Annotated in this window: 16 protein-coding genes; 13 read left to right on the forward strand and 3 right to left on the reverse strand. The window is 55.4% G+C overall.

Going from position 1 to position 19,098, the window contains the following annotated elements; all coding sequences use genetic code 11:
* Positions 1-30: 30 nt before the first annotated feature.
* Complete coding sequence (gene xylR, locus IM299_RS18680) at positions 31-1,209, forward strand: D-xylose utilization transcriptional activator XylR (protein WP_041911622.1); 1,179 nt, start codon at positions 31-33, stop codon at positions 1,207-1,209.
* A gap of 38 nt (positions 1,210-1,247) precedes the next feature.
* Here the strand turns inward: xylR and IM299_RS18685 are convergent, their stop codons facing one another.
* The gene (locus IM299_RS18685) at positions 1,248-2,072 is read right to left on the reverse strand and encodes a protein bax (protein WP_045630274.1); all 825 of its coding nucleotides are present in this window, start codon (positions 2,070-2,072) and stop codon (positions 1,248-1,250) included.
* A 314-nt stretch (positions 2,073-2,386) separates the two neighbouring features.
* Here IM299_RS18685 and IM299_RS18690 point away from each other — a divergent pair, with 314 nt between their 5' ends.
* Both IM299_RS18690 and avtA read left to right on the forward strand, forming a co-directional pair.
* A complete protein-coding gene (locus IM299_RS18690) occupies positions 2,387-4,417 on the forward strand; it encodes an alpha-amylase (protein ID WP_193357928.1) in 2,031 nt (676 codons plus the stop codon).
* A 200-nt stretch (positions 4,418-4,617) separates the two neighbouring features.
* Positions 4,618-5,874 carry a valine--pyruvate transaminase gene (gene avtA / locus IM299_RS18695; protein WP_048958461.1) on the forward strand — a complete coding sequence of 419 codons (1,257 nt, stop codon included), beginning with the start codon at positions 4,618-4,620 and terminating at the stop codon, positions 5,872-5,874.
* A 4-nt stretch (positions 5,875-5,878) separates the two neighbouring features.
* Here the strand turns inward: avtA and yiaJ are convergent, their stop codons facing one another.
* A complete protein-coding gene (gene yiaJ / locus IM299_RS18700; RefSeq protein ID WP_041911625.1) occupies positions 5,879-6,697 on the reverse strand; it encodes an IclR family transcriptional regulator YiaJ in 819 nt (272 codons plus the stop codon).
* Positions 6,698-6,921: 224 nt separating this feature from the next.
* Here yiaJ and yiaK point away from each other — a divergent pair, with 224 nt between their 5' ends.
* From yiaK to araD, 8 genes are all read left to right on the forward strand, one after another.
* The gene (yiaK, locus tag IM299_RS18705) at positions 6,922-7,920 is read left to right on the forward strand and encodes a 3-dehydro-L-gulonate 2-dehydrogenase (RefSeq protein WP_041911626.1); all 999 of its coding nucleotides are present in this window, start codon (positions 6,922-6,924) and stop codon (positions 7,918-7,920) included.
* 10 nt (positions 7,921-7,930) lie between these two features.
* Positions 7,931-8,398 carry a YhcH/YjgK/YiaL family protein gene (locus IM299_RS18710; protein ID WP_193357948.1) on the forward strand — a complete coding sequence of 156 codons (468 nt, stop codon included), beginning with the start codon at positions 7,931-7,933 and terminating at the stop codon, positions 8,396-8,398.
* Between the two features lie 26 nt (positions 8,399-8,424).
* Complete coding sequence (locus IM299_RS18715; protein ID WP_193357929.1) at positions 8,425-9,351, forward strand: DUF4862 family protein; 927 nt, start codon at positions 8,425-8,427, stop codon at positions 9,349-9,351.
* Positions 9,352-9,393: 42 nt separating this feature from the next.
* Positions 9,394-10,713, forward strand: a complete 1,320-nt coding sequence (locus IM299_RS18720; RefSeq protein WP_041911629.1) for an MFS transporter — start codon at positions 9,394-9,396, stop codon at positions 10,711-10,713.
* Between the two features lie 76 nt (positions 10,714-10,789).
* The gene (locus tag IM299_RS18725; protein ID WP_193357930.1) at positions 10,790-12,295 is read left to right on the forward strand and encodes an FGGY-family carbohydrate kinase; all 1,506 of its coding nucleotides are present in this window, start codon (positions 10,790-10,792) and stop codon (positions 12,293-12,295) included.
* A complete protein-coding gene (gene ulaD / locus IM299_RS18730; RefSeq protein WP_193357931.1) occupies positions 12,292-12,945 on the forward strand; it encodes a 3-keto-L-gulonate-6-phosphate decarboxylase UlaD in 654 nt (217 codons plus the stop codon). Before IM299_RS18725 ends, ulaD begins: the two co-directional genes overlap by 4 nt.
* Before the next feature lie 2 nt (positions 12,946-12,947).
* On the forward strand, positions 12,948-13,808 hold the full coding sequence (locus IM299_RS18735; RefSeq protein WP_193357932.1) for an L-ribulose-5-phosphate 3-epimerase: 861 nt from the start codon (positions 12,948-12,950) through the stop codon (positions 13,806-13,808).
* Positions 13,802-14,497: an L-ribulose-5-phosphate 4-epimerase gene (araD, locus tag IM299_RS18740; protein ID WP_041911632.1), complete on the forward strand. Its 696-nt coding sequence runs from the start codon at positions 13,802-13,804 to the stop codon at positions 14,495-14,497. Before IM299_RS18735 ends, araD begins: the two co-directional genes overlap by 7 nt.
* Here araD and IM299_RS18745 read toward each other — a convergent pair whose 3' ends face one another.
* On the reverse strand, positions 14,498-15,316 hold the full coding sequence (locus tag IM299_RS18745; protein WP_193357933.1) for an AraC family transcriptional regulator: 819 nt from the start codon (positions 15,314-15,316) through the stop codon (positions 14,498-14,500).
* Between the two features lie 225 nt (positions 15,317-15,541).
* On the opposite strand from IM299_RS18745, the gene IM299_RS18750 reads away from it, so the two are divergent.
* The gene (locus IM299_RS18750; protein WP_049137183.1) at positions 15,542-16,942 is read left to right on the forward strand and encodes an MFS transporter; all 1,401 of its coding nucleotides are present in this window, start codon (positions 15,542-15,544) and stop codon (positions 16,940-16,942) included.
* A 10-nt stretch (positions 16,943-16,952) separates the two neighbouring features.
* Positions 16,953-18,902 (forward strand): glycoside hydrolase family 127 protein, encoded by a 1,950-nt coding sequence (locus tag IM299_RS18755; RefSeq protein ID WP_193357934.1) that lies wholly within the window; start codon positions 16,953-16,955, stop codon positions 18,900-18,902.
* The last annotated feature ends 196 nt before the right edge of the window (positions 18,903-19,098 follow it).

Raw genomic sequence — 19,098 nt, forward strand, 5'->3', positions numbered from 1 at the left:
CCGCATTGTGACTTAACTGGGAAGCGAGCCATGTTTGAAAAGCGTCACCGCATTACGTTGTTATTCAATGCCAACAAAGCCTACGACCGTCAGGTGGTAGAAGGCGTGGGTGAATATTTGCAGGCGTCGCAATCCGAATGGGATATTTTTATTGAAGAAGATTTCCGCACCCGTCTGGAGAACATCAAAGACTGGCTGGGTGATGGCGTCATCGCCGACTATGACGATCCCATCATCGAGCAGCTGCTAACCGACGTCGACGTGCCGATTGTGGGCGTCGGCGGCTCGTATCATTCACCCGAACACTACCCGCCGGTCCACTACATCGCCACCGATAACCATGCCCTGGTCGAGGCCGCCTTTCTCCATTTAAAGGAGAAAGGCGTCCATCGCTTCGCGTTTTATGGTTTACCCGCCACCAGCGGCAAGCGCTGGGCCGTGGAGCGTGAACATGCGTTTTGCCAGCTGGTCGCGCAGGAGAAGTACCGTGGCGTGGTCTATCAGGGGCTGGAAACCGCACCGGAAAACTGGCAGCACGCGCAAAACCGCCTGGCGGACTGGCTGCAAACGCTGCCACCGCAAACCGGCATTATTGCCGTGACGGACGCCCGGGCCCGACACGTGCTGCAGGTCTGCGAACATTTGCATATCCCGGTGCCCGAAAAACTGTGCGTGATTGGCATTGATAACGAAGAACTGACCCGCTACCTGTCCCGCGTGGCGCTCTCCTCCGTAGCACAGGGCACGCGCCAGATGGGCTATCAGGCGGCAAAGCTATTGCACCGTCTGCTGGATAAAGAGGCTCTGCCGCTTCAGCGCCTGCTGGTTCCCCCCGTCCGCGTCGTTGAGCGTCGCTCAACCGATTATCGCTCCCTAAGCGACCCGGCCGTCATTCAGGCCATGCACTATATCCGCAACCACGCCTGCAAAGGGATTAAGGTCGATCAGGTCCTGGACTCGGTGGGCATTTCCCGCTCGAATCTGGAGAAGCGATTCAAAGAAGAGGTGGGCGAAACCATTCATGCCGTCATTCATGCGGAGAAGCTGGAGAAGGCCCGCAGCCTGCTTGTCTCTACGTCACTGTCGATCAACGAAATCTCGCAGATGTGCGGCTATCCGTCGCTGCAGTATTTCTATTCGGTGTTTCGCAAAGAGTATGACACCACGCCGAAAGAGTACCGGGATCGCCACAGCGAGGTGCTGATATAGAAAAGGAAACGCCTTCCAGTGGAAGGCGTTTTTTGAGATTACATATGGGCGGCAATTAAGCGCTGGTTATCCTGGTACATAGCGAACAGATAGTTGTTATAGCTATTTCCCTTCGTCGAATACCCTTTTAGCTTGTGAATCATTGCGCTGGCCGTTACTTCCTGATCCGCTTTACGCAACTGAGCGCGTGATTTACGGAACGATGAGTAGGCCGGGTGCGTATTAAGATTCACCGCGTAAGCATTCACGGAATCTTTTACTGATTCAAACTGAGAATAGCCCTTCACTTTGCCGGGCGCATTATTACAACGCCCTTTCGCACATTTCATGCCGAACAGGTTGTTGTTATTACGCGCCAGCTTAGACGTTCCCCAGCCGCTTTCGGCTGCTGCCATGGTCGCTACCATGCTGCCTGGGATAATGTCCACACGCTCAAGGAGAGCATTCCACGGTACGCGACGCGTGTTACCGTTCCAGCTCAGTTTGTAGCGCTTCGTGATGTCTTTCAGACGCGCGCGTTCAGACGGCGACCAGCGGCTATCGTACTGTTTTGAAATTAACCAGTTACGATCCGCCGTAATCGCGGCATTTTGACTTGTTATGTAAGGCATTACCGTCCGGAGAAACGCTTTTTTTCTTGGTGTTCCGGAAGGGTATTTTCGCAAATCAGGAAGTGAACTACTCTTTGCACTATTGCGAGAATACTCTTGTTTACTGCTAACCTTACTACTTGTCGTCTTTATTACGTGGGCTTTCTTACTCGTTGTATCCGTGTGCGTCTTCGCAAGCACCCCACCCGAAAATGTCGTGGTGAGTAACATGAGTATCGCGGCCCCATATCGTCGAATGGGAGTCGATATCATTAGGTCTCCTGGTCGGATGTAATCATCCCAACACCTTATTTTTTTCACAAATTTGAGAGCGGAATCTCAAATCATATCAAAAATAGACTTCAAGAGCACGTATAGAAATAGTCCAAATCCGAAACTATGTCACCTGAAACTTGCTCATAAAAACATCATTCCATGAAAATTGTGTGCGCTATCGCAGATAACCCCCTAATTTTGCGCGAGATCACTCATCCTCACGCATCCTCCTGGTAGAAAGCGATGGGGGATGAGTTTTTAACCACAACCTGATGGCACACTGGTCAAAAATGCCGCGACAGGAAAATGGAATGAAACGCACCGCATTAGCTTTTCTGATGTTACCCGCTCTGGCACATGCCGACTGGTCATCGCCGGGGTTTAACACATTTCGCGCCGAAGGCACCGGTGTTTTCACCAGCCAGGCAAAGCTTACGAAGGGTACGCGTCCTCTGACGCTGGGTTTTGACAAGACGTGCTGGCAGCCTTCGGAGGCGATAAAACTCAATGAGATGCTGTCGCTCAAGCCCTGCGACGGGTCTCCGCCGCAGTGGCGCCTTTTCCGCGACGGTGAATACCAGATGCGGATTGATACCCGATCCGGCACGCCCACGCTGTTGCTGACAATTCAGAGCACCGCAGAACAGCCGGTTGCAAGCGTTATCCGCCAGTGCCCGAAGTGGGACGGTAAACCGCTGACGCTGGACGTCAGCCATACCTTCCCGGAAGGCACCGTGGTGCGTGATTTCTACAGCAAACAGACCGCGACGGTGCAGAACGGAAACATAACCCTGCAGCCAGCCGCCAGCAGTGGTGGCCTGCTGCTGCTTGAGCGCGCCGAAACCGACAAACCAGCGCCATTTAGCTGGCAGAACGCCACCGTCTATTTTGTGCTAACCGACCGCTTTGTGAATGGCGACCCGGGCAACGACAACAGCTACGGTCGTCACAAAGACAGCATGCAGGAGATTGGCACCTTCCACGGTGGCGATCTCAAAGGGCTCGCCAGCAGGCTCGACTATTTACAGCAGCTGGGGGTGAACGCGCTCTGGATAAGTTCCCCGCTTGAGCAGATCCACGGCTGGGTAGGCGGTGGCACCAAAGGGGACTTCCCACATTACGCCTATCACGGCTACTACACCCAGGACTGGACGAAGCTCGATGCCAACATGGGCACCGAGGATGATCTGCGCCATCTTGTTGATGAAGCGCACAGGCGCGGCATTCGCATCCTGTTCGATATCGTCATGAACCACGCGGGCTACGCGACGCTTGCGGACATGCAGGAGTACCAGTTTGGCGCGCTGTATCTGCAGGGTGATGAGCTGAAAAAGACCCTGGGCGACCGCTGGACGGACTGGAAGCCGGGCGCGGGCCAAAGCTGGCATAGCTTCAACGATTACATCAACTTTAGCGACAAAGCCGCATGGGAAAAATGGTGGGGCAAGAAATGGATCCGCACCGACATTGGTGATTACGACAACCCCGGCTTCGACGATTTAACCATGTCGCTGGCGTTCCTACCTGATCTGAAAACGGAATCCACCGCCCCTTCCGGATTACCCAACTTTTATCAGCACAAGCCCGATACCCACGCGAAAGCCATCCCGGGATATACCCCGCGCGACTATCTCACCCACTGGCTCAGCCAGTGGGTGCGCGACTACGGCATTGACGGTTTCCGGGTGGATACCGCGAAGCACGTCGAGCTTGCGGCCTGGCAGCAGTTAAAGGACCAGGCTAGTCAGGCGCTGGCCGCGTGGAAAGGGGCCAACCCGGACAAAAAGCTCGATAACGCACCGTTCTGGATGACCGGCGAGTCCTGGGGCCACGGAGTGATGCAAAGCGACTATTACCGCCACGGTTTCGACGCAATGATCAACTTTGATTATCAGGAGCAGGCGGCAAAAGCGGTGAATTGCCTGGCCGATATGGATCTCACCTGGCAGCAAATGGCGGAAAAGCTGCAAAGCTTCAACGTGCTGAGCTATCTCTCCTCCCATGATACACGCCTGTTCCGCGAAGGAGGCCAGCGCGCTGCGGAGCTGCTCCTGCTGGCACCGGGCAGCGTACAAATCTATTACGGTGATGAATCCGAGCGTCCGTTTGGCCCGACGGGGTCTGACCCGCTGCAGGGTACACGCTCGGATATGAACTGGCAGGACGTGACGGGCAAGCAGGCCTTAACCGTCGCCCACTGGCAAACGCTGGGCCAGTTCCGCGCCCGCCATCCGGCGATCGGTGAAGGCAAGCAAACCACGCTTTCGCTGAAAGAGGCGTACGGCTTCGTGCGCGAGCACAAGGGCGATAAGGTGATGGTGGTATGGGCGGGTAATCAATAATTATCCCCCCTCACCCTGGCCCTCTCCCCACATGGGGAGTGAGCCGGGGGTGAGGGGTGAAACCCACCAGAACTATTCACTACAAAAATCCCTCTCGGCCATACAAAACAACAAATCCGACCACATCTCCCGATTTGCACCAGCACAGTGCTAGCGTTATGGTTACCCACTTTCAAAATAAGCTCGATAGAACACCTGCTATGACGTTTTCACTTTTTGGCGACAAATTCACCCGCCATTCAGGCATTACTCGCCTGATGGAGGACCTCAACGACGGGCTGCGCACACCGGGCGCCATCATGCTCGGCGGCGGAAACCCGGCGCAAATTCCGGAGATGACAACCTATTTCCAGACGCTGCTCGCGCAGATGCTGGAAAACGGCAAAGCGACCGATGCGCTCTGCAATTACGACGGTCCGCAGGGTAAAACCGAGCTACTGACTCTCCTTGCCAAAATGCTGCGTGAAGAGCTGGGCTGGGATATCGAACCACAGAATATTGCACTAACAAACGGCAGCCAGAGCGCGTTTTTCTACTTGTTTAACCTCTTCGCAGGGCGTCGTGCCGACGGCACCACCAAAAAGGTGCTGTTCCCGCTGGCACCGGAGTATATCGGCTATGCTGATTCCGGCCTGGAAGAGGATCTGTTCGTCTCCGCGCGCCCGAACATCGAGCTGCTGCCGGAAGGCCAGTTCAAATATCACGTCGATTTTGAACACCTGCATATTGGTGAAGAGACGGGGATGATCTGCGTATCGCGCCCGACGAACCCAACGGGCAACGTGATTACCGACGACGAACTGATGAAGCTGGATGTCCTGGCGAACCAGCACGGCATCCCGCTGGTGATCGACAATGCCTACGGCGTGCCGTTCCCGGGCATTATCTTCAGCGAAGCACGTCCGCTGTGGAACCCGAACATTGTCCTGTGCATGAGCCTCTCCAAGCTGGGTCTGCCGGGCAGCCGCTGCGGTATCATCATCGCCAACGAGAAAATCATCACCGCCATTACCAATATGAACGGCATTATCAGCCTTTCACCAGGCGGTATCGGCCCGGCGATGATGTGCGAAATGATCAAACGCAACGACCTGCTGCGTCTGTCTAATGAAGTCATCAAACCGTTCTATTACCAGCGCGTTCAGGAGACGATTGCGACGCTTCGCCGCTACTTACCGGAAGAACGCTGCCTGATCCACAAACCTGAAGGCGCGATTTTCCTGTGGCTGTGGTTTAAGGATTTGCCGATCACTACAGAACTGCTTTATCAGCGACTGAAAAAGCGTGGCGTGCTGATGGTGCCGGGCGATTACTTCTTCCCGGGTCTGGATAAGCCATGGCCGCACACCCACCAGTGCATGCGCATGAACTACGTGCCCGATCCGGCAAAAATCGAAGCGGGCATCAAAATTCTCGCCGAAGAAATTGAAAAAGCGTGGCACGAAGGCAGCCAGTAACACGCTACCCCTCACGCACGTTAAAACCCAGCTCTTTTGATATCGCCTCTGCCGTTTCGCGCAGAGGCTTGAGCAGGTTTTTCTCGCCAACCTGCTTCATGCGGGACGTCGACAGCGAAATGGAGATCGCATACGGCACGCGACCATGAATATCAAACACCGGCACGGCGATACAGGAGACACCCAGCTCGTTCTCTTCTTTATCCATTGCCATGCTGCGATCGCGAATTTCCGCCAGCTCATCGTACATAGCACTCAGTTCAGTGATGGTATTGCGCGTCAGCGGTTGAATCTGTTCCTGATGGCTTTGCCAGTAGCTGGCCACGTAATCCTGATGACCAAAGGCCATATAGATCTTGCCCATTGCAGAGCAATAGAGCGGCATATGCTGGCCGATGTAAGCACGCGTACGCAGCATGCCGGTTGTCGGCTCGAGCTTATAAATTAGGATCGCGTGGTCATCTTCCCGACTGGAAAAGTTCACCGTTTCGCCAGTGGCAATGTTCAGCGCCTCAAGATGCGGGGCCGCCACGTGAATAATGTTGAGCGATGACAGCGCCTTTTGCCCGACAGCAATGAATTTAGTGGTCAAACGATAGCTGCCCGCCGCTGGCGCCGGGGTAACGTACCCGCACGACTGCAGTCCCTGGAGTAACCGGTGGACGGTGCTCTTATTCAAACCTGCCAGTTCCGATAAATGCGCAAGCGGACACCCGTTCGGGTAGTTGCTGAGGATCTCAATCAGCATCAGGCCGCGAAACAGGCTCTGGCTGCCCGCTGGCCTCTCTTTTTCCTGCGTTATTTCGCTCTCTTTCATGCTCATCAAATCGCTCCTTTTTATCGCGCTCCTGATGGTAGCGCAAAGTGTGGTTTAGTTCACGATCTCAACAGAAAAAACGCAACCAGTTGATTTTAATGATTTTTGAAAAACGTGAATGTCGTTGATCTGATAAAAATTGATCGCTATATTTGAAATCAGATTTCGCATAGTGAAATTTAACGATAAAAAAGCGTTCGCACTTGCCCCTAAAAAACAGGAGAACAGGGATGAAAGTGACCTTCGAAGAGTTGAAAGCGGCGTTCAATCGGGTTCTGCTCGATCGCGGCATAAAAGTGGAGACTGCCGATGCCTGCGCAGAGATGTTTGCCCGCACCACCGAGTCCGGTGTCTACTCGCATGGCGTAAACCGCTTCCCGCGTTTTATTCAGCAACTGGATGCGGGTGACATCATCCCTGATGCCCAGCCACAACGGGTGACCTCATTGGGTGCCATCGAACAGTGGGATGCCCGACGCTCCATCGGCAACCTGACGGCGAAAAAGATGATGGATCGCGCCACCGAACTGGCATCCGACCACGGTATCGGCCTGGTGGCGCTGCGTAACGCCAACCACTGGATGCGCGGCGGCAGTTACGGCTGGCAGGCGGCTGAGAAAGGTTACATTGGAATTTGCTGGACCAACTCCATTGCAGTAATGCCTGCGTGGGGATCAAAAGAATGCTGCATCGGCACAAACCCGCTGATCGTCGCTATCCCGTCGAATCCCATCACCATGGTCGACATGTCGATGTCGATGTTCTCCTACGGCATGCTGGAAGTGAACCGCCTGGCCGGGCGCGAGTTGCCTGTAGATGGCGGCTTTGATGACGAGGGCAATCTCACCCGGGAGCCTGGCGTGATTGAGAAAAACCGCCGTATTCTGCCGATGGGCTACTGGAAAGGTTCAGGCTTATCCATCGTGCTCGACATGATCGCTACCCTGCTCTCTAACGGCTCTTCCGTCGCAGAAGTGACCCAGGACAACAGCGACGAATATGGCGTATCGCAGATCTTTATCGCTATTGAAGTGGATCGCCTGATCGACGGGCCAACCCGCGATGCCAAACTGCAACGCATCATGGACTTCATCACTACCGCCGAACGCGCTGATGAGAATGTTGCCGTTCGTTTGCCGGGACATGAATTCACGCGTCTGCAGGAAGAGAACCGTCGCAACGGCATAACCATTGACGACAGCGTATGGGCGAAAATCCAGTCTCTGTAAGGAGGGGATGATGATATTCGGACATATTTCGCAGCCCAATCCGTGTCGCCTGCCGCTGGCGATTGAAAAAGCGCTTCATTTTCTGCGCACCACGGATTTCACCACCCTGGAGCCAGGCGTGGTGGAAATTGAAGGCCGCACTATTTTTGCTCAGGTGCTCGACCTCACCACAAAGGATCAACACGAAAACCGTCCTGAAGTGCACCGCCGCTATCTGGATATTCAGTTTCTGGCCTGGGGTGAAGAGAAAATCGGTATCGCTATTGATACCGGCAATAACAAAATAAGCGAATCATTACTGGAACAGCGAGATATTATTTTTTATCACGACAGCGAAAATGAGTCGTTTATAGAAATGGCACCTGGCAGTTATGCCATATTTTTCCCGCAGGATGTTCATCGTCCTGCCTGTATTAAAAACAAGGAAACGGTAATTCGTAAAATTGTGGTGAAAGTGGCAATCAGCGAATTATTGTAATTTTCTGACGAATACAGGAACGCGAAATGGCCAACACCGGTTTTATTATTGGTGCGTACCCCTGCGCACCCTCGTTTCACCAGAAAGGGGAACAAGAAGAACAATCCTTCTGGCGGGAACTTTCCGACACACCGTACATACGCGGGCTGGAACAACCTTGCCTGGAAAACCTTCATCCTTTCGGTGACGAGTGGCTGTTCCGTCATACGCCGGACGAGTGGCAAATCGTGGTCACGGCGGTGATGGAAACCATGCGCCGTCGTGGCACGAACGGCGCATTTGGTCTGGCATCAGCAGACGAAGAACAACGTAAAGCATGCGTTGAATTTTACCGGCATCTGCACCAGAAAATTGACGCTGTAAATGTGCGTTTTCCGGGAAAAGTCATAGCCCTGGAGATGCAGGCGGCGCCGCAGGCCGGGAATGCATCCGTCGAACAGGCCACCGAGGCATTCTCCCACTCAATCCGCGAAATTGTGAGCTGGAACTGGTCCTGCGATCTGGTGCTGGAACACTGCGATGCCATGACCGGACCTGCACCGCGTAAAGGGTTTTTACCCTTAGAACAGGTGCTGGAGGTGGTAAACGGAACCGACATCAGCGTCTGCATCAACTGGGCACGGTCGGCCATTGAAGGCCGTAATTCCACCGTTCCGCTTGAACACGTTCAGGCCGCATGTAAAGCCGGAAAATTGGGCGCGCTGATGTTCTCTGGCACCACCACACGCGGCGAATATGGCGACTGGCAGGATCTGCACGCGCCGTTTTCTTCGTTCTGTGCCGACAGTTTAATGACGACTGAACAGGCTACATCACTCTTTACTGCGGCGAGCGCCGCAACATTGAAATTCTCCGGTATTAAATTACTGGAAATAAATGCTAATGCTGATGTCAGCCATCGCATCGCCATTTTGCGTGACGGCATTAGCGCTATGAATAAAGCGACACAATAAAAATAAAAACATATTCCGATTACATTCACAGAGACATTAACTATGAATATTTCAACGAATGCTCTACATGCGGATATTCCGCGCCAGCGCTGGCTAAGAATCATTCCACCTATTCTTATCGCCTGCATTATTTCTTACATGGACCGCGTAAATATCGCCTTTGCGATGCCCGGAGGTATGGATGAAGAACTGGGTATTTCCGCCACCATGGCAGGCCTGGCAGGCGGGATCTTCTTTATCGGCTATCTGTTCCTGCAGGTTCCGGGCGGCAAGATTGCTGTTCATGGTAGCGGCAAGAAGTTTATCGGTTGGTCCCTGGTCGCCTGGGCAGTCATCTCAGTCCTGACCGGTATTGTCACTAACCAGTATCAGTTGCTGGTGCTGCGCTTCTTACTCGGCGTGGCGGAAGGCGGGATGCTGCCCGTTGTGTTAACGATGATAAGCAACTGGTTCCCGGATGCCGAACGTGGCCGCGCCAACGCGATTGTGATCATGTTCGTGCCGATTGCCGGGATCATCACCGCGCCACTTTCCGGCTGGATTATCACCGCGCTCGACTGGCGCTGGCTTTTTATCATTGAAGGTTTGATGTCCATAGTGGTGCTGGTGCTGTGGGCGTTCACCGTTTACGACCGTCCGCAGGAAGCACGCTGGATCTCAGAGGCCGAGAAAAACTATCTGGTGCAAACGCTGGCCGCTGAACAGCAGGCCATCGCCGGAAAAGAGGTGAAAAATGCCTCATTGAGCGCCGTGCTTTCCGATAAAACCATGTGGCAATTAATCGCCCTGAACTTCTTCTACCAGACCGGGATTTACGGTTATACCCTTTGGCTGCCCACCATCCTGAAAGAGTTGACGCACACCAGCATCGGCCAGGTTGGGGTGCTCGCCATTCTGCCTTACATCGGTGCCATTGCGGGGATGTTCCTGTTCTCTACGCTTTCTGACCGCACCGGCAAGCGCAAGCTGTTTGTCTCCCTGCCGCTGATTGGCTTCGCACTTTGCATGTTCCTCTCCGTGGCGCTGAAGGCAAACACCTGGCTGGCCTATGCCGCGTTGGTCGGCTGCGGATTCTTCCTGCAGTCCGCCGCTGGGGTGTTCTGGACGATTCCTGCACGTCTGTTTAGCGCCGAGATGGCAGGCGGTGCGCGCGGTGTGATCAATGCGCTTGGTAACCTCGGCGGATTCTGCGGCCCTTATGCGGTAGGCGTACTGATAACGCTGTACAGCAAAGACGCGGGAGTTTACTGCCTGGCGATTTCTCTGGCACTGGCTGCGCTGCTGGCCCTGCTGTTACCAGCGAAATGTGATGCCGGAGCAGAACCCAATCCCACGGTGAATCCGCATAAACGTGCGGCCTGATGCCCTCACCCAACCCACTAAACCGAACCGTAGGCCGGGTAAGCGAAGCGCCACCCGGCGAATAAGTGAGATGAAGATGAGTGAAAAAGAGCCCTTCTGGCTGGGTATCGATTGTGGCGGTACTTATCTGAAAGCCGGGTTATACAACCGCCAGGGAAAGGAAGTGTGTATCGAACGTCGCTCGGTTGCCACGCTCAGCCCACGCGCAGGCTATGCGGAGCGGGATATGCACCAGCTCTGGCAGCACTGCCACGCTACCGTCGCCACGCTGCTCAAACGTTCAGGCGTAGACGGAGAGCAGATCAAAGGCGTCGGCATTTCTGCTCAGGGCAAAGGACTGTTTCTACTCGATAAACAGGATCGGCCCCTGGGCAACGCCATGCTCTCTTCTGACCGCCGGGCGCTGGAGATTGTGCAACGCTGGCAGCAGGACGGCATTCCAGAAAAACTCTATCCGCATACGCGCCAGACGCTGTGGACCGGGCATCCGGCCTCGCTTCTGCGCTGGGTAAAAGAGAATGAGCCTCAGCGCTTCGAGAAAATTGGCTGCGTGATGATGGCGCACGATTATCTTCGCTGGTGCCTCACCGGCACCAAAGCCTGCGAAGAGAGCAACATTTCGGAGTCCAATCTCTACAATATGAATACCGGCCAGTACGACCCACAGCTCACACGCTGGCTCGGTATCAGCGAAATTGACGGCGCCCTGCCGCCGATTGTCGGTTCAGCAGAAATTTGCGGGGAAATCACCGCTCAGGCAGCCGCCCTGACCGGTCTCGCGGCGGGTACGCCCGTCGTTGGTGGACTGTTTGACGTGGTTTCCACCGCGATCTGCGCCGGGCTACACGACGAACACACGTTGAATGCCGTAATGGGCACCTGGGCCGTCACCAGCGGGATTGCGCATGGCATCCGCGACAGCGAGCCGTTCCCCTACGTCTATGGCCGCTACGTTCATCCGCAGCAGTACATCGTTCACGAAGCCAGCCCGACTTCCTCCGGCAATCTTGAGTGGCTCACCGCGCAGTGGGGCGATATGTCATTCGATGAAATCAACCATGCCGTCGCCGGTCTGCCAAAAGCCGGAAGCGATCTGATTTTCCTGCCCTTCCTCTACGGCAGCAACGCGGGTCTGGAGATGACCAGCGGTTTCTACGGCATGCAGGCGCTACACACCCGCGCACACCTGTTGCAGGCGGTTTACGAAGGCGTGGTATTCAGCCACATGACCCATCTTAACCGCATGCTTGAGCGCTTTACCGAGGTGCAGGCACTGCGCGTCACGGGTGGCCCGGCCCATTCGGACGTGTGGATGCAGATGCTTGCGGACGTCAGCGGTCTGACAATTCAATTACCCCAGGTAGAAGAGACTGGCTGTTCCGGTGCCGCGCTGGCCGCACTGGTCGGTACAGGCACCTATCCCGATTTCCACACGGCGCAACGCGCCCTTAAACATGACATCCGGGTGATTGAACCCGACATGAACGCCCATGCGGCCTATCAACGCAAATATCACCGCTATCAGTTACTGATTTCAGCATTACAGGGCTATCACGCCCAGGTTAAGGAGCACGACCTATGAGCCGACCATTACTGCAGCTGGCGCTCGATCACACCTCACTTCAGGCCGCGCAACGCGATGTTGCCCTGCTTGTGGATCACGTCGATATCGTCGAAGCCGGTACCCTTTTATGTCTGACCGAAGGACTAAGCGCCGTCCGCGCGCTGCGTAAACAGTGCCCGGAGAAAATTATCGTGGCGGACTGGAAAGTGGCCGATGCCGGGGAGACGCTGGCAGAACAGGCGTTTGGCGCGGGCGCGAACTGGATGACCATTATCTGCGCCGCTCCGCTGGCCACCGTTGAGCGAGGCCACGAGGTGGCACTGCGCTGCGGGGGAGAAATCCAGATAGAGCTCTTTGGTAACTGGACGCTGGACGACGCGCGCGCATGGCAACGTATCGGCGTAAAACAGGCGATATACCACCGGGGAAGAGACGCGCAGGCCAGCGGTCAGCAGTGGGGCGAGGCGGATCTCGCCAGAGTGAAAGCCCTCTCAGATATCGGTTTACAGCTTTCGATTACCGGCGGCATCACGCCTGCCGATCTCCCCCTGTTTAAGCAAATCAACGTCAAAGCGTTTATCGCCGGGCGCGCGCTGGCGGGCGCGGATAATCCGCCGCAGGTGGCACAGGCATTCCATTCGCAAATCCGCGATATCTGGGGAGCGTAACCATGCGTCAGCATCCGTTAGGTATTTATGAAAAAGCGCTGCCGAAAGATCTCTCCTGGCCGGAACGCCTGGTCCTGGCGAAGAGCTGCGGATTCGATTTCGTTGAGATGTCGGTTGATGAAACCGACGAGCGTTTATCGCGCCTTGAGTGGAGTACCACGCAGCGCGCCTCTCTGGTTGAAGCGATGCTGGAAACCGGGGTGTCTATCCCTTCTATGTGCTTGTCTGCCCACCGTCGCTTCCCGTTTGGCAGCCGCGACGAAACGGTGCGCCAGCGCGCCCGTGAGATCATGACCAAAGCCATCAGGCTGGCACGCGACTTAGGTATTCGCACCATTCAGCTTGCGGGTTATGACGTCTATTACGAAGAGCACGATGAAGGTACTCAACAACGTTTTGCCGAAGGACTGGCATGGGCCGTCGAGCAGGCCGCCGCCGCACAGGTGATGCTGGCGGTCGAGATCATGGATACCGCATTTATGAATTCCATCAGCAAGTGGAAAAAGTGGGACAACATGCTCGCCTCGCCGTGGTTCAGCGTTTACCCGGACGTTGGCAACCTGAGCGCGTGGGGTAACGATGTTACCGCCGAGCTGACGCTGGGCATTGACCGCATTGCGGCTATTCACCTGAAAGATACCCAACCCGTTACCGCGCAAAGCCCCGGACAGTTCCGTGATGTACCGTTTGGCGATGGCTGCGTCGATTTTGTCAGCGTGTTTAACACGCTGAATAAGCTGAACTATCGTGGCGCGTTTCTGATTGAAATGTGGACCGAAAAAGCCAAAGAGCCGGTGCTGGAGATTATCCAGGCACGCCGCTGGATTGAAGCCCGTATGCAGGAAGGAGGCATGACATGTTAGAACAACTCAAAACCGAGGTACTGGCGGCAAACCTGGCGCTGCCAGCCCACCAGCTGGTGACCTTTACCTGGGGCAACGTCAGCGCAATAGATCGCGAAAGCGGCATGATGGTCATCAAACCGTCCGGCGTGGAGTACGACGTGATGACGGCGGAGGATATGGTGGTGGTGAACATTGCCACCGGCCTGGTGGTCGAAGGCAGTAAAAAACCCTCCTCTGACACACCAACCCATCTGGCACTGTATCGCCGTTATCCGGAGATTGGCGGCATCGTACATACCCATTCCCGCCACGCCACCATCTGGTCGCAGGCGGGACAGGATTTACCCGCCTGGGGCACGACACACGCAGACTATTTCTACGGAGCGATCCCCTGCACGCGGCTGATGACCACGGCAGAAATTGCCGGGGAATACGAATACCAGACGGGCGAAGTGATCATTAAAACCTTCGAGGAGCGCGATCTCAGCCCAATGCAGGTCCCGGCGGTACTGGTTCACTCCCACGGCCCGTTCGCCTGGGGCAAAGACGCTGCCGATGCGGTCCACAATGCCGTCGTGCTGGAAGAGTGCGCCTATATGGGCCTGTTCTCACGCCAGCTCGCACCACAGTTACCGGCTATGCAGCAGGCGCTGCTGGACAAGCATTATCTGCGCAAGCACGGGGCGAACGCCTATTACGGGCAGTAATCAACCGGAATTAATATGCTCCTTACAGTACCGCCGTTTCCAGACGGCGGGGGTTAACCCAGTATGCTTCGAGAATATCTGCCGGAAATATCCCACGTCGTTAAAGCCGCAGCGCGCTGCGACCTCGGTTAATGACGCAGCGTCGTTGAGCAGGAGTTTTTCCGCCGCCCTGACGCGCTGGCGATGTATCGCCTCCGTCAGGGTTAAATGGAAAGTCCGGCGAAAGACGCGCCCGAGATAATCTGCATTACAGTGCAACGCTTTTGCCAGCTGCGAGGTGGATATCGGTAAATGAAACTGCGTGCGAATAAGCTGTTTTGCCTTCCATGCCATCGCCGCGCCGGCCTGATCTGCGCTGTCTTCATATCCTGAAGAGTTCGACACCTGCTGTAAAATCAATAATAAAATCATCTCCAGCGCCAGGCTACGCCGTAATTTCTCCTGCTCGCTGAGAAATTGACGAAAGAGCGCAATCACATATTCCGCATCCCTTACGCGGCAGTGTTGTTCTATTGCCAGAGGAGCAGCGTTGGGTAACGTTGGATCTTGCGGCTCCACCTCAAAATGCAGCCAGTAAAAGCGCAGGTCCGCCGGGAAATCCTCCACGCCCACATGCCGACGCTGCGGCCAGAGCAACAAACTCTCTCCCGCATTGACATCAAAAACATGATTTTCTTCCTGGATCGTTAAAGTCCCTTTTTCGACAAAAATAATCTCCCACGATGTTAATTTTCGCGCAGGGTGGCGGCCCACTCCGCGGGAGATAAATAGCCCGCCATTTTGAACCTTAACCGGAAGCTCTATGGATAATTCGAGCATGGATATTCACCATTCCGCTTTTATTGTCGTTAATATTCGACTTACCCGTTGATTATTAATCAATATTAAAATATCTGTCCGATCGGAATCACATTTTTATCATCAGGTCGGAATCGTCACCTTTTTATACTTTTCCCTTCCCTTGTTGGCCTTCCCGTTCGATGCAGAATAAAGAGGTACCCAGCATAAATACGATAATAAATTCGATCTCCGAGGAGTTACTTCATGACTTCCACACCGATTACAGACGCAGACGCTGCAAAACAGAAAGTCGATGACCGGCTGTCCGTCCGCGAGAAAATGGGCTACGGCCTGGGCGATGCGGGCGGCACGGTGATTACCTGCCTGATCATGAACTTTCTGACCTTTTTCTATACCGATGTATTTGGTCTCACCCCTGCGCTGGTGGGCACGCTGTTTATTGCCCTTCGCGTGTTTGACGCCATTTCCGATCCGGTGATGGGCGTCATTGCTGACCGCACGCAGAGCCGCTGGGGCCGATTTCGTCCCTGGCAGCTGTGGGTCGCCGTCCCAATAGGCATTATCGGCGTAATGACCTTCACCGTTCCGGAAGCCAGCATGGGCGTGAAAATCGCCTGGGCGTTCGGCACCTATTTGCTATTGTCCGTGGGCTATACCGCCATCAACGTGCCCTACTGCGCGCTGATTAACACCATGACCACCCGCCACAACGAGGTGATCGCCTGCCAGTCCTGGCGCTTTGTGCTGTGCGGCGTGGCGGGCTTTCTGGTCTCCGTTGGCCTGCCGTGGCTGGTAGCGGAGCTGGGTCAGGGCGATACCGCGAAGGGTTATCAACTGGGCGTTGGCGTGCTGTGCGCTATCGCCGTGGTGATGTTCTTGTGCTGCTTCTTCTGGGTTCGCGAACGCGTTCCGCTGGCGCTGATGGGCAAATTCACCCTGCGCGAGCACCTGGCGGGCCTGCGTAAAAACGATCAGCTGCTGCTGATGTTGTTGATGTCGTTTCTGCTGATCAACGTCTTCAACATTCGCGGCGGTGGATATATGTACTTTATCACCTACGTGCTTCAGGGCAGCACGGCGTACACCTCGCTGTTTTTCACCATGGTGACCTTTGCCGCTATTCTGGGCGCGGTGATCGTCAGCCCGCTGTCGCGCCGTATTGATACCGTCAAACTCTACTACTACACCAACCTGGTGCTCGCTGCGCTTGCGGTGGGCATGTGGTTTCTGCCGGGTGGCCCGGCGCACCAGACGCTATGGCTGATCGTCATTTTAAGCAACGGCGTGATCCTGGGCTTCACCCTGCCGCTGCACTTCTCGCTAATGGCCTTTGCCGATGACTACGGCGAGTGGAAAACCGGCGTGCGTTCGTCGGGCATGAACTTCGCCTTCAACCTGTTTTTCATCAAGCTTGCGTGGGCGTCAAGCGCCGGGATTATCAGCCTGGTGTTTATTGCCGTGGCCTATCAGCCAGGCGCGGGCAACCAGACGCCAGCCTCACTGCAGGGCATTACCGCCATGGAGACGCTGCTGCCTGCCCTTTTCCACCTGCTGCTGGCGGTCGCTATCCGCTGGTGCAGGCTTAATAACCCTGTGATGTCGCGCATTTCCACCGACCTGCGCCAGCGTCACGTACCGTCCTGAGGAGAACGCTATGTCCATAATGGAACCCGACCTGCACCAGCTGAAAATCAACGATCCGTTTCTCGGGCAATATCAACGGCTGGTCCGTGACGTGGTGATCCCTTACCAGTGGGATGCGCTTAACGACCGCGTGGCGGAGGCCGAACCCAGCCACGCCATCGCCAACTTCCGCATCGCGGCCGGGCTGGAACAGGGGGAGTTTTACGGGATGGTATTTCAGGACAGCGACGTGGCGAAATGGCTCGAAGCCGTGGCGTGGTCGCTGTGCCAGAAGCCGGATGCAGCACTGGAAAAAACCGCCGACGAGGTGATTGAGCTGGTCGCGGCGGCGCAGTGTGAAGATGGCTACCTCAACACCTACTTCACGGTAAAAGCCCCCGAGGAACGCTGGACGAATCTGGCCGAATGCCACGAGCTGTACTGCGCCGGGCATATGATTGAAGCGGGCGTGGCGTATTTCCAGGGAACCGGAAAACGTCGCCTGCTGGACGTGGTGTGCAGGCTGGCGGACCATATCGACAGCGTGTTTGGCCCGGGAGAAACACAGCTACACGGTTACCCTGGTCACCCGGAAATCGAGCTGGCGCTGATGCGGCTGTACGACGTCACGCAGGAGCCGCGTTATCTCAATCTGGTGAAATACTTTATTGAAGAACGCGGCGCGCAGCCTCATTTCTACGATAGCGAATACGAGAAGCGCGGCAAAACATCTTACTGGAACACCTATGGTCCGGCGTGGATGGTCAAGGACAAAGCCTACAGCCAGGCGCATCTGCCCCTTGCAGAACAACAAACGGCCATCGGCCATGCCGTGCGTTTCGTCTATCTGATGGCGGGCATGGCGCATCTGGCGCGCCTGAGCAACGACGAGGGGAAACGCCGGGACTGTCTGCGGCTGTGGAACAACATGGCGCAGCGCCAGCTGTACATTACCGGCGGGATTGGCTCGCAGAGCAGCGGCGAGGCGTTCAGCAGCGATTACGATCTGCCCAACGATACGGTGTACGCCGAAAGCTGCGCCTCAATCGGCCTGATGATGTTCGCCCGCCGGATGCTGGAGATGGAGGCAGACGGCCACTACGCCGACGTGATGGAGCGCGCGCTGTACAACACGGTGCTGGGCGGGATGGCGCTGGACGGTAAGCATTTCTTTTATGTCAATCCACTGGAAGTGCATCCGAAAACGCTGGCCTTTAACCATATCTATGACCACGTGAAGCCGGTGCGTCAGCGCTGGTTCGGCTGCGCCTGCTGCCCGCCGAATATCGCCCGCGTGCTGACCTCGCTGGGGCACTACATTTATACCGTTCGCCCGGATGCGCTGCTGATAAACCTGTACGTGGGGAACGACGTCGCCATTCCGGTGGGCGATAACGCCCTACAGCTGCGCATTAGCGGTAACTATCCGTGGCAGGAGCAGGTGAAGATCGAAATCACTTCGCCGGTTCCGGTCACCCACACGCTGGCACTCAGGCTGCCGGACTGGTGCGCGGAGCCTGCCGTTTCGCTGAATGGCGAAGCCATTACCGGTGAAGTGTCACGCGGATATCTCTACCTCTCCCGCTGCTGGCAGGAAGGCGACACCCTGACCCTGACGCTACCGATGCCGGTCCGCCGTGTGTACGGTAACCCCCAGGTGCGCCAGCAGGCGGGTAAAGTCGCGCTACAGCGCGGGCCGCTGGTTTACTGCCTGGAAGAAGCTGATAACGGCGCCAACCTGCATAACCTCTCCTTGCCCCGAGATAGCGAGTTCCGGGTGTATGAAGGCAAAGGCATTTTCGCGCATAAGATGCTGATACAGACAGAAGGGATTGGGTGTCACATGAAGGAAACGGATGCGCTGTGGCAGTACGACCGCTCGCCGGTAGTGCGCCAGCCCCGTACGTTGACCTTTATTCCCTGGTTTAGCTGGGCTAACCGGGGAGAAGGGGAAATGCGGATATGGGTGGATGAAGCATAAATAAGGGTAATACTAATTTTCATAATATATAATATTTTTATCGAGCTCGGTGATGCCGAGCTCTGTGATTTATTATCAATCGAAAGACAATGTGATCTAACCCTCGGTATTGTTTTTTTTGGTGTCCATCATCTCAGCATACCATTGTCTAGTACACATTTTAGTGTTATTCCATAAAGACACACAGCTAAAAATA

This window comes from Enterobacter cloacae complex sp. P47BA, from assembly GCF_014930485.1.
In the GTDB taxonomy this organism is placed as follows: domain Bacteria; phylum Pseudomonadota; class Gammaproteobacteria; order Enterobacterales; family Enterobacteriaceae; genus Enterobacter; species Enterobacter bugandensis.